Raw genomic sequence first — 17413 nt, 5'->3', positions numbered from 1 at the left:
CATAGATTAGAAGCATAATAAAGGCTAGCATTTGAAAAACTTCCATAGGCTACCTCCATTCATCTTGATACTTATAAGGATAAAATTTTTGCGACCTGGTAAAATATGTAGACCCATCAGGTCATGCAGTAACCGAGTGGGATAAAGCTAATTTAAATACCTCACAAATCAAGCGAATAGAGAAGTATACAGAAATGTGGCTAATGGGAGATAAGCTAGGAATAAAATCAATTAAAGATAAAGCCCATAAGGCAGCAGAAGCAGTATCAAATACCAAAAGAGCAGAAGACGAAGTAGGGACAGGAGGTGGAAATACAGTCAAAAGAAGCAAGAGCTCAAGTAGTACAAGAAGAACCACTAGCTCAACTAAGACAAACACCAACACCAATCGAGAAAGAAACAGCCGAAGTAGAGAAAGAACAAAAGCTCCAACATTTTCCTACTTGAATGGAGGGCTTATAACTACAACAGTAGTACCTAACGTAGCCAGAACAGCCATGTATAATCCAATAGTATCAACAGTTAAGATGGTAAAAGAAAGTATCATTTCTCCACAACCTATTGTAGATCTAGGAATAACGTTAGCAAGTCTTGATCCTGGTATTGGAGGACTTGATAAGAAGAGCCTAGATCATCTTCAGCCACAATACCTTGATGGTGAAACTAAGGGGATGGGTGATGATTATAGTATTACTACAATGGTAGATAATGTGAAGAGTTTAGAAAACCTGGCAACTAAAAATAGACGGGCTAGTGGTGTTAAGACATCTGTAAATGAGTTAGTCCTACACTATATAAGACGTGATAGATATAATGATAGTTCGTGGACTGGAGTTGCAGGTAAAATAGACTCTGGTTTTATAGAATATGTTAATAAAGAAAAGGGTTCTTTAACAACCTACTTTAAAACTGATATTCTTGTTCCAGATCCATTAACTGGGTACGATATTGATTTCGTTCACTTGACAGCTACTTTAAATGCGCATATTTATAAAACTGGCTATAGTGATGTTGGATTAGAAGCAGTAATACCAGAGTATCATATTGACAACTTGGCAGGTTGGGCTGGAGATTTCCAGCAGTTAATGAGAGATGTTATATTGAAAACCAATAACTCTGATGAGTATACAGTTTTATATGAAGAGGCAAGAAGACAAATGGGAAATATAGATCCTAAAAAAAGTGATTTTCCTATGAGGGATGTATTAGCAGATGCGGATGCTGTAAATATTTGTAATAAACTAGGGAACAAATCATTGTCTTCTGTATTAAGTGATTACTATTTAAAGGGCGGTAGCGACACAAGATACAGGGATTTTGTAAGTCATTCACTTAGTAGAGGACTAAATCAAAGAGGTAGAAAAGATCCTAAAGCTGCTATCGCCCATTCAACTGCCCCTTATACAATGGAACATTTTATGATGCCAGCAGATATATTTAAATGGCCTTTGTATAAAAGATTTAATGTATCTCCAACTAGTGCTCAATCAAGAGCTATTAAAGATGCATTTACAGATTTTATCTGGGAGCAATTAGAGAATGAAAAAAATAGGTGAAAAGAGTGATGTTGTGAATAAAAAAAGTAAAATAATTATAGTATTATTAATATTATTATTTATTTTAGCTATTCCTGTGATTTATTTTTATGCAGTAGCTGAATTTTTCCACTATTTAGGGGAAGGTATGGATATAAGAGAGGGTGAAGAGATAGTAAAGACAAGTCTAGGAGATGAATTTTTAGTTGATTATATTGGAGGCAATTTCCCAGATTTATCAACTAATATAGCAATTTATGATGAACATAATAATAGACTCATCATGTACATCCTCGAAGATTATTATGAAACGCCAGAATTTAATGCCGTGATTAACGTTAAGGATTTAAGAGTTTATCAGATTGAACTTATTAACAAATTTAATGACAGTATAATTGGTGCAAGTGATATACTTATATACAAAGTTGAAAACAAAGCCTTTGATGGAATAAGCGTAAGATATTCGATTAGAGATTTAACAGGCTATGTCTACTATGAGGAAAAACATGATATGGCAGATGTAATAACAGTTGCAAAGACACTTGTAGAAAAGAAGGAGTGGGAGTGGATTATGGCATTCGGTGATTTTCTAGTTGAAGCTGGAGACGATGAAATACTTAATATTCTACAACGATATGCAGGTGGTGATTTCACAGAAGAGGAACTTAAAATAAACAAAGATAGTATAATTACAACAAGACACATACAAGATTTTGCAATACGTGTTCTAGCAGAACCACGAAACGGTAAATGATGAAATGGTGACAAGAATGATGACAAGGAGTTAGTTCTATTGCCACCATTCTAACTAAATAATCTAAGCGACAAATGAGAACTATATCTCTCTTGTCGCTTCTAGTAGAAAAGCTATAAGACGAAAAAGGTAAGATCAATCACAATTGTTTATTGTTACCATACTCAAATACTCTTTTCAGAACTCGTACAAACAACCCAATTAAAAGAAAAATAAGTGGTGTTATATTAATATTAATGCTTTGAGATAAATCTATAAAAGTGTATTTTTCTTTTTGTAAAAGAAGCTGGTATCCAAAAGTGAGCAAACTTATTATAATACAATAATTTGATAAATATCTAAAGCTTCTTGTATTGCTGTCATTAAAAAAATCTCCTTGAGTTATCAAAGTAGTAACTTTATTTATCTCATAAATTGATAACATAAAACATATGCTTGCTACTATAAATAGGCCACTAACTAATTTTTCTATTAATGAATTTACCACTACAATATGATATGTCACAAATATTGTTAAAATAGTTACAAAAATAATACTAGTAAAGTAAATGAGTTTAATTAGAAATTTAACAATATCTAGTTTTGATTTAACTTTCTTGCTCATTCTGTTTACCTCCCATGGTTTTGTGTAACCAGCAAGTGTTTTTGGAAAGATTTTGACAAACATAAAATCAAATATTCTTTCAAATTAACTCATCAGTAATATCTTGTTAGAAAGATCCTTCCCTTTTAGATCTTCATATAGTTTTAACTGCTAGTATGCTTATCCATTTCAATAAATTTATTGGTTAAATATATATTGTAAGCATATAATCCATCCATTGTTTTTAACATATAGAGGTGACTGGGTATCTATATCCTTCTACATATTTATAGATTATTATTTCGCCAAATAATTTTATGCCATTATAGTCTGCTCCAAGATGACAACAATTCCGTCTCATTTACATGTATTTACTTAATTTAGGTGTAGTTAGATTCAAGTTTTCATTTATCCTCCACTTTATAAAATCTATGATAAAGCCTATTATAGTATTCAGCATCTAAAAAAAACATGTCCTTTATACGGAATAAACCTTTTTCATTTTGAGTAGTTTGAACCAATAGAGTGTTACCATTGATATATTTAATAGCAATGTAGTTCTCTAAACTATACTTGTTTGCACTTCTTCTTTCAACTTCATTTAATAAAGTCCTCAAGTATTCTGCATCCTTATGAGACCATACACTAGTTAATGGATCTATATTGTCAATATTCACAGAGAAATGAATTAAGTTAGATATATTATTAGCGAAATCCGTATTATCCTTATACAAGCTGTACTTACTATAAAAATATAAATTACTTAAAGCTAGCAATCCTATTAATAAATAGCAAACTGTGTTCTTAAATCTAACATTAGTTTTCTTACACATTTTTTTATTTTCTCTCCTTAGACAATTTGATAAAAACATTAACATATAGTGTCAAACTTTACAAACTCATAATTAGGCGTATAGCACAAAATCCATTCTTTATGAATACAAGTTTTTATTCGAATACAGTAGAGATCTTACTGCGGAGGAGTTTGAAGCCCTTAAGAATTCATCAGTTAATGAAGATATGTTTAATGAAGCAACTGCTGATGATTTTGAAATACATGAAGCATATAGCTATTCTTATGATAGCCTATTTTGAATGCTCAACTAACCACCCCCCCCATATAATCCTAAAAATATTAACTTTTTACATTAAAACATTTCTACAAATCAAAGCCCTTTTCCTGCCAAAAACAGTAAATTGTTATAATCATTTACAAAATACCTGTAATAAATATAAGTGCTACAGTTTTTATGTATATAAATAATGGTATTTTCACAAAATAATTTTAATGCGTATATTTAGCAGTAGTTAAAATTAAGTATTATTTTGTGTTAGGAGTGATTACAATTAAAGCGATTATTATGGCAGGAGGAAAGGGTACAAGATTAAGACCCCTTACATGCAGCTTACCAAAGCCTATGGTACCAATTTTAAATAAACCCGTAATGGAATATACAGTTGAGCTTTTAAAAAAGCATAATATTAAAGATATAGCAGTTACAATGGCTTATCTTCCAGAAATAATAACTGACTACTTTGGTGATGGTACAAAATGGGGAGTAGGTCTTAAGTATTACCTAGAGGATATACCATTAGGAACAGGTGGAAGCGTTAGAAATGCAGAAGAGTTTATAAATGAAGCCTTTTTAGTTATTAGTGGAGATGCTCTAACCGACTTAAATATAAAAGAAGCACTTGAATATCATAGGGCTAAAGCTTCAAAGGTGACTTTAATATTAAAGAATGAACCGGTGCCAATTGAGTATGGAGTAGTAATAACAAATGAAGAAGGAAGAATAGTTCGATTTTTAGAAAAGCCAAGCTGGGGTGAAGTATTCAGTAACACAGTTAATACTGGAATTTATATAATTGAGCCAGAGGTGATGGAATACTACCAAAGAGGCGATAATTTTGATTTTAGCAAGGATTTGTTTCCAAAACTACTACAGGATGGAGTAGCTATGTATGGCTATGTTACGAAGGATTATTGGTGCGATATAGGTGATTTAAGCTCCTATAAAGAAACTCAATTTGACATGTTAGAAGGAAAAGTAAAGCTAAACATCCAGGGAAATGAAGTAAAACAAGGGGTGTGGCTAGATGAAGGGGCTAAGTTAGGTGAAAACACTATAGTAAACCCACCTGTATATATAGGTAAAAACACAGTAATTAATGGTGGTAAAATTGGTCCCTATACAATAGTAGCAGATAATTGTAATGTCTATAGGGATACAGTCATTAAGAAAAGTGTACTATGGAGGAATGTAATTGTCGGTAATGGAAGCCATATTACTGGATCAGTTATATGTAATGGAGTTTTTATTAAGAACAGAGTTAATATCTTTGAAAACTCATCTGTTGGGGAGGATTCCACTTTATACGACGGAGTTATGGTAAGGCCCGATATAAAAATATGGCCTAATAAAAAAATTGATGTAAATACAGTTGTTAATAAAAACTTAATTTGGGGTTCTAAGGCATCTAAAACTGTTTTTGGCTATAGGGATATATCAGGGCATGTAAACATAGATATAACCCCAGAGTTTGCTATGGGATTAGGCTCCTCCTTCGCATCTATAAATAAAGAAGGAACAATTATAGTAAGTGATGATAATACAAAGGCTTCATTATTGATAAAAAACTCAATAGCTACTGGCATAATCTCTTCGGGTGGTCAGGCAGTAGAATTAACAGATTCAGTATTGGCCATAAATCGCTTTGCAGTTAAATATCATCAAGCTGCTGGTGGAATACATGTTAGAGCTGATAGCGGGGATGAAAACAAAGTATATATTGAGTTTACAGACAAAAACGGAGCCAGTATAGGAAGAAATAAAGAGAGGGAAATGGAAAACATTTTAAATCGTGGGGAGTTCGAAAGGTGTAATGCCAATAGAATAAAGGAAAAAATATCAGTTACTAACTTTTCATCATTATTTATTAAACATGGACTTAGTCTAGTAAAGAATAAAGACTCTATAAAAAGGAGCAGCTATAAAATAGCTATAGCTTCCGACTCACCTCAACAATTAATTCTAACTAAAAGCTTTTTAAATGAACTGGGCTGTAGCGTTATTTATGATTCTTCGCTGCAAATAAAAGGATTAAATCATCATTTAAACTACTTATCAAAGGAAGTAAAGCTAGGAAATGTGGAATTTGGTGTAATCATTAATGAAAATGGAGAAGAAATGATTTTAGTAGATGAAAAGGGTAGAGAAATTAAGGAGGAAAAGTTAAAGCTGCTTACTACTTTAATCCAAATAAAGGTGGAGGATAATGGCAAAATCGTATTGCCATATATTGCACCGAATATATTTGAAAAAATCGCCCAATCCTATAATGTAGATATAATAAGAACTAAGTCTAACCCCTCAAGCATTATGCATGAGATGTTAAATGATTGGGATAAGGATTATGAGTTTCCTTTACAATATATATTAAATTACAATGCCATATGGAGCTTAGGGCTAATAATTGACTTATTAGTGTCTACTAATTCAAAGCTTAGCTATTTAGTTGAGGAAATTCCTGAATACTATTATCTTAAAGATGCTGTTCCATGTGACTGGACAGATAAGGGTAGAGTTATTAAAGATTTAATCGAGGAAAACAAAAATAGAAGTATAGAAATGTATGAAGGTGTAAAAATAATGGATGATAGAGGGTGGACCATAGTTTTACCAGACCATGAAAGGCCTCTGGTGAATATATATACTGAAGGCTTATCACAGGAGTATGCCAACGAGCTATCGGTATTCTTTAGTAATAAGGTAAAAGACTTGCTAAAGTCAGAAAAATAGTATTAAATCAACAAAAACTTTAATTCTCTTTATTGAAGGACTTTGTTTAAAAATCAGAGGCAATATGTCTTTGATTTTTTTTAGAATACTCCCTCATCCCTCCGAAAGGTGTGAATAAAGTATGTTATCCAGATTTAACTTTGATAAAAATAAGGATCAAATTATATGTATGAAGGATGTTTTACTTAATAAAGAAGAGCTTGAAAAGCATGGAAAAGAAATAGCCAAGCTACATACTATTACAAGGGGAAAAAAATCTAGTAGGCTGTTAAAACGAATTGAATATAATTTTAAAACCATTGCTGCGGTTTATTTAGAGCTAAATAAAAAAAGCAAAGTTAAAAAAGAGCTTTCACCAGCATCAGAATGGCTTTTAGATAATTTTTATAAAATTGAAGAACAGGTTAAAGAGATAAAGCTAATATTACAGCAGGATATAAATGCTAAGTACAATATACTAGATAAGGGATTTTTAAAGGGCTATCCCAGGGTATATGTTATTGCTATGGAGCTGGTTTCCCATACCGATGGACTGATCGAGGAGAATATAATTAAAGACTTTATCAATTCCTATCAATCAAAAAGAGTTCTGTCAATCGAGGAAATTTGGTCTATCTCCTTAATGCTTAAAATAGCTTTATTGGAGAATATCCGTATCATATGTGAAAAAATTCAAAGAACTGAAGAAGAATGGATAAGTGCAGAGGATACAATAAAGCATCAAGAGGAGAAATTAATAAATATAGTTAAAGCCAACATTGTAAGCAATCAAAGAATAAACACATCATATATAGAGCATTTAATTAGAAAGCTTAGACATGAAGGGACAGATTCAGTAGAGATAACTAATTTAATAGAAAAAAAGCTGTTAGAGTATAATATTAGCTTAAAGGAGCTAATAGAAGAAGAGCACAGATCTCAAGCTGCAAGAAAAATTTCAATAGGTAATTCAATAACCAGTATTAATACTATTGCTGCCATTGATTGGAATCAGCTGGCTGAGGAGCTATCTATTGTTGAGGGGATATTAAGGACTGACCCTACAGAGGATTACCCTCAAATGGATTTTGAGTCAAGATACTATTATAGAAGAAAGGTTATTGAGCTTGCAGACAAATATAAAGTCTCCGAGATTCAAGTTGCAAAGGAGGCTATTGAGCTTGCAGAAAAAAGCTCCAATGATAAAAGGGATAAAAGGGCACATGTTGGCTACTATCTTTTAGATGAGGGAAAAGAACTACTTGCTGAGGCTTTAGTGGGTACAAAGGTGAGGAGCTCAAAACAATACTATGGCTTTACCTCATATATAACACCAATAATTTTAATAACAGCTATTATAGTAGCCTTAACGATATACTATACAGTTGCAAATACCACAGATATTCTAATAGCCTTGTTAACGTTTATATTAGTTTTAGTTCCTGCCACCAGTGTAGCTGTTGTAATTACTAATTGGATATTTACAAGGATGGTGGAGCCCAGCTTCATTCCAAGATATGAGTATAGGGACGGAATACCTAGTGAAGCCACATCTATTGTTGTGATACCTACTCTCCTGCCCAATAAGGAAAGGGTAAAGGAGCTGTTCGAAGCATTAGAGGTTTACTATTTAGCTAACAAAGAAAAAAATCTTTATTTCGCCATTATTGGAGATTATAAAGATGATATACATGAGGAAATGCCAACCGATAAGGAAATAGTAGATACAGCTTTAAATGAGGCTAAAAGATTAAATAATAAATATAGTAAAGAAGCCAGCGACTTTTTTTACTTTCATAGAAAAAGACAATTTTCTAAGACACAGGGAAGATGGATGGGCTGGGAAAGGAAAAGAGGTGCCCTTTTAGAGTTTAACCAGCTTATAAAGGGCCTAAAAAACACTAGCTTTTCCATAGTTTCTGATGATATAAAAGCTTTAGAAGAAGTAAAATATGTTATTACCCTAGATGCAGATACTTTTTTACCAATTGATACTGCTAAAAAACTTATTGGTATGATAACACATCCATTAAATAGGGCTTATGTAGATGATAAAAAAGGAATTGTTACTGAAGGCTATGGATTAATTCAGCCTAAAATAAGTAACGGCATCGAAGCTGTTGGTAAATCCAACTTTACAAGGACCTATGGGGGAGAAGGAGGAATAGATTCCTACGCAACCCTTTATTCCGATGTTTATCAGGATTTATTCAATGAGGGGATTTTTACAGGAAAGGGCATATATGATATTGAGGTTTTTAATAGTATTCTTAGTAAAGCACTACCTGATAATGCTATTTTAAGCCATGACCTATTGGAGGGCAGCTATTTGAGGACAGGTTTAGCTACAGATGTAGAATTTATAGATGGCTTTCCTTCAAATTATAGCTCATATATAAAAAGGCTACATCGTTGGGTGAGGGGGGATTGGCAGCTTTTACCCTGGTTAAGTAATAGAGTTAAAAACAGAGAAGGAAATACCATTGAAAATCCTTTGTCAATCCTAGCTAAATGGAAAATTATTGACAATTTAAGAAGAAGCTTAATACCTATTGCTGTCTTATTACTAATTATAGCTGGAGCCTTAATACTACCTGGAGAATTTGCAGTTTGGCTAATATTAGTGATAATTACACTTTCAGTCCCCTTTATAACAGGGGTAATTGAGCATATAAATGAAAAAATATTTAGCACCATTAATACTAAAGCCGGCTGTAAAAAAATGAGTAGTGGCCTTAGCTACAGATTACATCACTTTTTCATGACATTTGTTTTTATTCCCTATGAGGCTGCTGTAATGACAGATGCAATAATAAGAACACTATATAGAATTACAGTGTCTAAAAAAAATCTTTTGCAATGGGTAACGGTTGCAGATGTTGAAAAAAACTTAAAGGGAGATATAGATAGCTTCATTAGCCAAATGAAGGCAGCCATATATGTATCTATAGCCTTAATTATTATGGTTTTATCGATAAAGCCAGTTAATGCTATATATGTCATTCCATTAGCCATATTGTGGATAGCATCTCCCATTGTTGCCTACCATTCAAGCAAAAAATTAAAGTACACTGAAGCTAGGCTACAACCTCAACAAGAGGCTGAGCTAAGAAGAATAGCTAGAAAAACTTGGGGCTACTTCGAGGATTTTGTTAATGAGGAAAGCTTCTATCTGCCACCAGATAACTATCAAGTTGAGCCTGAAAATGGTATTGCCCATAGGACCTCTCCTACAAATATCGGCTTCTACTTAATGTCAGCCTTAGCTGCTAGAGATATTGGATATTTAACTACAACAAAAATGGTGGCAAATATAGAGAATACAATTAAAACCATTATTGGTATGGAGAAGTGGAGGGGACATTTATATAACTGGTATGACACTAGAACATTAAACATTCTGAGACCAAGCTATGTGTCAACAGTGGATAGTGGAAATTTTGTAACATATTTAATAACAGTTAAGGCAGGTCTTTCAGATTATTTAGAGAAGCCCATTATTGATATTAGTCTTCTTCAGGGGGCTATAGACACATTGCAATTAACCGAAGCCAACAGAGAAAATGAAGCCTATATAAGTGAAGCATTGAAGGGTAGAATGACCCTATCAAAATGGCACTTAGTAATAGATACAACTACTTCCTCTAACGTGGGTGATACTACATGGGATATAAAAGCACATAAGCATATAGAAGCTATAAAGGAAGAACTACATAAGTTTCTACCGTCGGCAGAACATGTAGATACACTAGAAATATTCTTTAATAACGAAACACTTCAAAGGCTATTGGATGTTAATATATCAATTGAAGAGTTAGATATACTATATAGTGAGCTATTAAGGGAACTAAATACGATTGAGGCTAAAGACAAGCACAGTGAAGGACAACTAATAAAACTAGCATCTCAGCTTAAGGAGTTAAAAGGCAATATAAGTCAATTTAAAAGCAACGTTGAGCTATTAATGGATAAAATACAATTGATAATTGATGAAACAGAATTTACTCATTTATATGATTTTAAAAGAAACCTATTCTCTATAGGTTATAACGGGGAAGAAGAAAAGCTGTCTAAGGCCTACTACGACCTATTGGCATCGGAGGTTAGGGCAACAAGCTATATAGCTATTGCTAGAAGAGAAATACCCCAAAAACATTGGTTTAGGATGGGGAGAAGACTTGCCCTTGTAAATGGGTGTAGAGGCTTGGTTTCATGGACAGGAACTATGTTTGAATACTTTATGCCTTACTTAATAATGAAGAAATACAATAACACAGTATGGGATGAGACCTATGAAGCTGTAATAAGGGCTCAAAAGAAGTATGGAGCTTTAAAGAAAGTCCCCTGGGGTGTTTCGGAATCTGGATACTATGCCTTTGATATGGAATTTAACTATCAGTATCAAGCCTTTGGAATTCCTGATTTAGGTCTTAAACGGGGGTTGATAGATTATACGGTGGTGTCCCCCTACTCTACCCTTTTAGCTTTGCCCTTAAAGCCAAATGATGTGTTGACTAATTTAAAAAGCTTAATAGATGAAGGGTTAGAGGGGGAGTATGGACTATATGAGGCTATAGATTATTCACCGGTTGTATTAAAAACTAGTGAAAAGCAAATAGTAAAAAGCTTTATGGCCCATCATCAGGGGATGATTTTCGTCTCCCTAGATAATTACTTTAATAACATGGTTATGCAGAAAAGATTTCATTCTCAGCCTATTATAAAAACAGCAGAGCTATTATTACAGGAGAAAAAATCACCATATGCTATTACAACCAATGAGTTTACAAAATATCTACAGCCAGTTGAGAGAAAAAACTACAGCCATGAAAAAGCAGTAAGAGTGTTTGGAGAACCAGAAGAGCTTCCACCCAAAAGCCATATTCTTTCAAATGGACAGTATACAGTTATGGTTACTTCAGGAGGTAATGGCTTTAGTAAAAGTGGCGATATGCAGATTACAAGATGGAGAGAGGATGCAATAGAAAATAAATACGGTAGCTTTATATTTATAAGAAATATAAAGGCTGACACCATTTGGTCCGCAACATATGAGCCGATCTATGAAAAGCCCGATGGCTATAGGGTAGTATTTTCTGAGGATAAAGCAGTGTTTGTTTGCAGAAATGACCTTATAGAAGCAAATATGGAAATTACCGTATCTCCAGAGGATCAGGTTGAAATAAGGAGATTAACCATAGCTAATCATGGTAACGAAACAGCAGTTTTAGAGTTAACCAGCTATCAAGAAGCAGTATTAAACTCTCCAGCTGCAGATTTAGCCCATCCTGCCTTTAGTAATCTTTTTGTTACAACTGAGGTTAACAAACAGTATACTGCACTGCTGGCATCAAGGAGAAAAAGAGAGTTAAAGGATAAAGAGAGGTGGATGTTCCATACCATTACAGATAATTGTGAAGCAGTTGGAGGGTTCCAGTATGAGACAAATAGAGGAAGCTTTCTTGGGAGGGGAAGAAGCATTTCTAATCCTTCAGCCATTACCCAACCACTAACTAATTCAGTGGGTATCTCCATAGACCCTATATTAAGCCTAAGAAAAACAATAAAGCTAGAAGGGGGAAGTACAGTTGAGGTGTCATTTATAACTGGAGTAGCAGAGGGTAAGAATGAAATTTTAGAGCTAATTAGAAAGTACAAGGATAATTCAGCAATTAGTAGGGGCTTTCAGTTGGCCCACACAAGAAGTCAAGTGGAGGCGGGCTTTTTAAACTTAAAGCCATCGGATATTATGACCTATCAGGATATGACTTCACAGCTTTTTTATTTAAGTCCCCTTAAAAGAAAATATAGTAAAAGGCTAGAAGAAAATAGCAAAGGACAATCCGGTCTATGGCCATATGGTATCTCTGGGGATTTACCAGTGATTCTAGTGACAGTAGATAATGCTTCTGAGGTTGATTTGGTTAGGGAAGCACTAAAGGCCCATGAGTATTACAGAACTAAAGGGGTAATTACAGACCTTGTTATAGTAAATCAAGATGAAAGCAATTATCTACAAGCCCTACAGGGATTACTACTAGACATAGTAATGACAAGTCATGGAAGGCATATTATGGATCAAAGGGGAGGCATATTCATAAGAAATACAAATATAATGCCTCAGGAGGATGTTAATTTACTATATTCAGTTGCTAGGGTTGTTTTAAAGGGCGGTGAAGGTTCAATAGGTAGACAGCTGTCGATGTCAGATTATAGGGCTGATCTACCAAATGATAAAAAATATCCAGAGAAGTATGTTCCCTATGAAAGTAAGGATGAGGCTTTAGAATTAGATTTCTTTAATGGATATGGTGGATTCAGCAAAGATGGCAGAGAATACATTATGAATTTAAAGGAGAACCTTAACACACCAGCTCCCTGGAGTAATGTTATAGCAAATGAAAGGTTTGGTTTCATAGTGTCTGAATCCTGCTCTGGAGCTATATGGTATGAAAACAGTAGAGAGAATAAATTAACCCCTTGGTCAAATGATCCAATTTCAGACCCTCCATCAGAGGTGGTTTATATAAGAGATGATGACACCGGATCATATTGGTCAATGACACCCTTACCAATAAGAGAAAAGGAAAGCTATATTGTTACCCATGGGACAGGCTATACAAGCTTCCAGCATAAAAGCCATGGCATAGATCAAGCCTTAACCATGTTTGTACCAAAGGATGAGGCTGTTAAGCTTAACCTAATCAAATTAAAAAATACTTCAAATAAAGTCAGAAGGCTTACGCTAACCTACTATATTAGACCTGTATTAGGTATTGCAGAGGAGTTGACTCAACGCTTTATTAAAACCAGATTAATGGATAATGGTGCAATAGCAATTAGTAATCCATATAACACTGATTTCAATACAAATATTGCTTTCGCTGGCTCAACTAACACCATAGCCTCCTTTACATGTGACAGAGAAGAGTTTATTGGAGCTGATGGAAGTGCGGCACATCCTAAAGGACTAAAAAGAGAGGGGTTAAGCAACAATATTGGAGCAGGCCTTGATCCATGTATAGCTCTTCAAATAACCGTTAGCATAGACATAAATCAAGAAGTGCAGCTGGGATTTTTTATAGGACAAGAAAAGGATGAAGCAAAATGCACACAGCTTATAGAGAAATATAAAGTGCTTCAAAACATTAATGAAGCCTTAATTACAGTAAAGGACTTTTGGTGGAGCTCCTTAGATACAGTTAAGGTAAAAACCCCTGATTTATCTATGGATATAATGCTGAATCAATGGTTACTGTATCAGACTGTAGCCTGTAGACTGTGGGCAAGGTCTGCCTTCTATCAATCTGGAGGAGCATATGGCTTCCGTGATCAGCTACAGGATGTAATGAGTATAACCCATCTGTTTCCAAAGCTGGTGAAAAAGCAAATAATTCTTCATAGCCAGCATCAGTTTTTAGAGGGTGATGTTCAGCATTGGTGGCATCCAGGTGCAGGTGAAAAGGGGATACGCACAAGGTTTTCAGATGATTTACTATGGCTACCCTATGTTACTACAGAGTATATTGAAAAAACCAATGATTTAGATATTCTCAAGGAGCAGGTACATTTTCTAAAGGAGTCACCCCTACAGGAGGGTGAGGATGAACGTTATGGAATACCTGAAAAATCAAATGAAAAGGCAAGTGTGTATGAACATTGTATTAGAGCAATAGATAGATCCCTAAAATTTGGAGCAAATAAAATCCCATTAATGGGCTCGGGTGACTGGAACGACGGTATGAACACTGTGGGGAATGAAGGAAGAGGAGAAAGTGTTTGGCTAGGTTGGTTTATCTACTCTATCCTTAAAAGGTTCGTACCTCTTATGAAAAAACTTGGTGACTCGGAGAAGGCAAAAGATTACTTGGCTATAGCTGATAAAATAGCCAATGCCATAGAAGAAAATGCATGGGATGGAGAATGGTATATTAGAGCCTTCTATGACGATGGCTCCCCTTTAGGCTCCTCAAAAAACACTGAATGTATTATAGATTCATTAGCTCAATCATGGTCTATAATCTCTGGGGGAGGAAACAGGAAAAGAAGCCTAGAGGCTATGAAATCTGTAGAAAACTATCTGGTAAAAAAAGAGGAGGGAATGATACTACTATTTACACCACCCTTTGACAAAAGCAATCAAAACCCAGGCTATATTAAGGGCTATGTTCCTGGAGTAAGGGAAAATGGTGGACAGTATTCCCATGCAGCAGCGTGGGTGATTAATGCCTATGCAATGCTTGGTGATGGTGATAGGGCATGGCAGCTCTTTAATATGATTAATCCCATAAATCATACTAGAACCCCATTAGAATGTGCAACCTATAAGGTAGAGCCCTATGTTATGGCAGCTGATGTATATGCTGTAGCACCCCATGTCGGCAGAGGAGGCTGGACGTGGTATACAGGAGTAGCAGGCTGGATGTATAGAATAGGCATTGAATATATGCTAGGGATAAAGAAGAAGGGAGAGATGCTATTAATTGACCCCTGTATCCCTAAGGAGTGGAAAAACTATAGCATTCAGTACAAATACATTGATACAACCTATAACATAGCTGTAAACAACCCAAATGCAGTTAATAGAGGTATAAAAGAGGTTATGGTTGATGGAGTAACTCAAAAAGAAAAAGAGATAAAACTAAAAAATGATGGATTAGAGCATACTGTTAATATAACAATGGATTAAATCAATATAATATCAATTAAATATAACAATATTAGTCGTGTATATGTATTAATTAAGTAGTAATGAATGAAGAGTATAAGGAGAAGCAATATGGAGTATGATAAAAAGCTTAGTAAAATTAAAGAAGAGATGATTAGAAGCAAAGCTGATGAAGAGATGGCGAAAGAGTTATTAGACCTTAAGAAACAGTTATGTAAAAAGCATATACAATGGGAAACAAAAAAGCAAAGTTGTAAAAAGAATAAATAGTTAAAATACTACTAGTATAGTAGAGTTTTAGAGCTTATGGATTAAGCAGCATAATAGCCAATAGGAAAAGATTTTAAAAGGTCTTTTCCTTTTTAAATTCTTAATAAAACACCATTTCTTATTTATTTCATAAAATTGTAAAATTATTAGAAGGAAACTAATGTTCTTTATGGAACTATTTATATTAGAATCAAAATAGGAGGAGTTTGAAATGCATTTTAATCCATTAGAATACAACTATCCATCCCAAAGAACAGTAGTATATGGTAAAAAAGGAATGGTGGCAACCTCACAACCCTTGGCAGCTCAGGCTGGCTTAGAAATAATAAAAAGGGGTGGAAATGCTGTTGATGCAGCTATAGCAACTGCTGCCTGTCTTACAGTTGTAGAACCAACCTCCAACGGTATAGGAGGAGATGCCTTTGCAATTGTTTGGATGAAGGATAAATTACATGGGCTAAATGCAAGTGGAGGAGCTCCAAAGAATATTTCAATTGATATTTTAAAGAATAAAGGTGTTTCAGAAATACCTAAATTTGGTTGGATACCTGTTACTGTACCTGGTGTTCCAGCTGCTTGGGCAGAATTATCACAAAAATTTGGAAGACTGTCATTAAAAGAAGTATTAAAGCCTGCTATAGAATATGCATATGAAGGGTTTCCCATTTCACCTATAACAGGCAAATATTGGAGTAGGGCCCTTCAAGTTTATAAAAACAACCTAAAGGGTGAAGAATTTCAAGAATGGTTTAATGTGTTTGCACCAAAAGGCAGAGCTCCTTATATTGGTGAAATATGGAGCTCCAAAGGGCACGGTAGAACCCTAGAGAAAATAGCAGAATCCAACAGTAAAGACTTCTATTTAGGAGATTTGGCGGATGCAATAGATAGCTTTTCTAAAAGGACTGGTGGTTACCTAGAAAAATCAGACCTTGAGGGCTTTCAAGTTGAATGGGTAGACCCTGTTAAGGTTAATTATAGAGGCTATGATGTTTGGGAGCTACCACCAAATGGACAGGGAATAGTGGCTTTAATGGCTCTAAATATACTAAAGGGTTTTCAGTTCAATGAAAAGGAATCGGTAGATACATATCACAGGCAAATAGAAGCTATAAAGCTGGCTTTTGCAGATGGTCAAAAATATATTACAGACCCTACTAAAATGAAGATAAAGGTTGAAGACCTGTTATCACAAGGCTATGGTGAAGAAAGAAGAAGGCTTATTGGCAAAAATGCAGCATTACCAGTAGCAGGGGAACCATCTAAGGGAGGAACCGTTTATTTAGCCACAGCTGATGGTGAGGGTAATATGGTATCATATATACAAAGTAACTATATGGGCTTCGGCTCGGGGGTGGTTGTACCAGGTACCGGAATTAGCCTACAAAATAGAGGTCATAATTTTTCTATTAATCCCCTAGATTTTAATTGCTTAGAGCCTGGAAAAAGAACCTATCACACAATAATACCTGGTTTTTTAACAAAAAATAATAAACCTATTGGACCCTTTGGAGTAATGGGGGGATTCATGCAGCCACAGGGGCACCTGCAGGTTATTATGAATACAATAGATTTTAAAATGAATCCTCAATCGGCGTTAGATGCCCCAAGATGGTGCTGGACTAAGGAAAAAAATGTTGAAATAGAAGCTACACTAAATGAAGGCATATATAATAATCTTCACAAGCTTGGACATGAGGTGGCTTGGGCTAAGGATAATGGAGTTTTTGGACGAGGTCAGATCATATGGAAAAATGAAGATGGTGCTTTAATGGGGGCCACAGAGGGTAGAACAGACGGAGCAGTTGCAGTATGGTAGTT

8 protein-coding genes are annotated in these 17413 nt (G+C 34.6%); 6 read left to right on the top strand and 2 right to left on the bottom strand.

What is annotated here, in order from left to right; translation table 11 throughout:
• Positions 1-194: 194 nt before the first annotated feature.
• Positions 195-1556: a hypothetical protein gene (locus F8154_RS09230; protein WP_151861334.1), complete on the top strand. Its 1362-nt coding sequence runs from the start codon at positions 195-197 to the stop codon at positions 1554-1556.
• On the top strand, positions 1540-2289 hold the full coding sequence (locus F8154_RS09225; protein ID WP_151861333.1) for a hypothetical protein: 750 nt from the start codon (positions 1540-1542) through the stop codon (positions 2287-2289). The genes F8154_RS09230 and F8154_RS09225 overlap by 17 nt, the downstream gene beginning before the upstream one ends.
• Before the next feature lie 139 nt (positions 2290-2428).
• Here F8154_RS09225 and F8154_RS09220 read toward each other — a convergent pair whose 3' ends face one another.
• Positions 2429-2893: a DUF2975 domain-containing protein gene (locus F8154_RS09220; RefSeq protein WP_192930230.1), complete on the bottom strand. Its 465-nt coding sequence runs from the start codon at positions 2891-2893 to the stop codon at positions 2429-2431.
• A gap of 383 nt (positions 2894-3276) precedes the next feature.
• Positions 3277-3489, bottom strand: a complete 213-nt coding sequence (locus F8154_RS09215; RefSeq protein ID WP_151861331.1) for a hypothetical protein — start codon at positions 3487-3489, stop codon at positions 3277-3279.
• 744 nt (positions 3490-4233) lie between these two features.
• Between F8154_RS09215 and F8154_RS09210 the strand changes: the two genes are divergently transcribed.
• The 4 genes from F8154_RS09210 to F8154_RS09200 all read left to right on the top strand — a co-directional run bounded on the left by F8154_RS09210 (position 4234) and on the right by F8154_RS09200 (position 17411).
• On the top strand, positions 4234-6675 hold the full coding sequence (locus F8154_RS09210) for a sugar phosphate nucleotidyltransferase (protein WP_243141217.1): 2442 nt from the start codon (positions 4234-4236) through the stop codon (positions 6673-6675).
• 121 nt (positions 6676-6796) lie between these two features.
• Positions 6797-15343 carry a GH36-type glycosyl hydrolase domain-containing protein gene (locus F8154_RS09205; RefSeq protein WP_151861329.1) on the top strand — a complete coding sequence of 2849 codons (8547 nt, stop codon included), beginning with the start codon at positions 6797-6799 and terminating at the stop codon, positions 15341-15343.
• 90 nt (positions 15344-15433) lie between these two features.
• Positions 15434-15592: a hypothetical protein gene (locus F8154_RS15085; protein WP_192930229.1), complete on the top strand. Its 159-nt coding sequence runs from the start codon at positions 15434-15436 to the stop codon at positions 15590-15592.
• Between the two features lie 211 nt (positions 15593-15803).
• Positions 15804-17411: a gamma-glutamyltransferase family protein gene (locus F8154_RS09200; protein WP_151861328.1), complete on the top strand. Its 1608-nt coding sequence runs from the start codon at positions 15804-15806 to the stop codon at positions 17409-17411.
• The last annotated feature ends 2 nt before the right edge of the window (positions 17412-17413 follow it).

The sequence above is a fragment of the Alkaliphilus pronyensis genome (assembly GCF_009017275.1).
GTDB classification, from domain to species: Bacteria; Bacillota; Clostridia; order Peptostreptococcales; family Natronincolaceae; genus Alkaliphilus_C; species Alkaliphilus_C pronyensis.
Note: the sequence above shows the minus strand (reverse complement) of the source record. Positions and strands in the feature narration are given on the sequence as shown.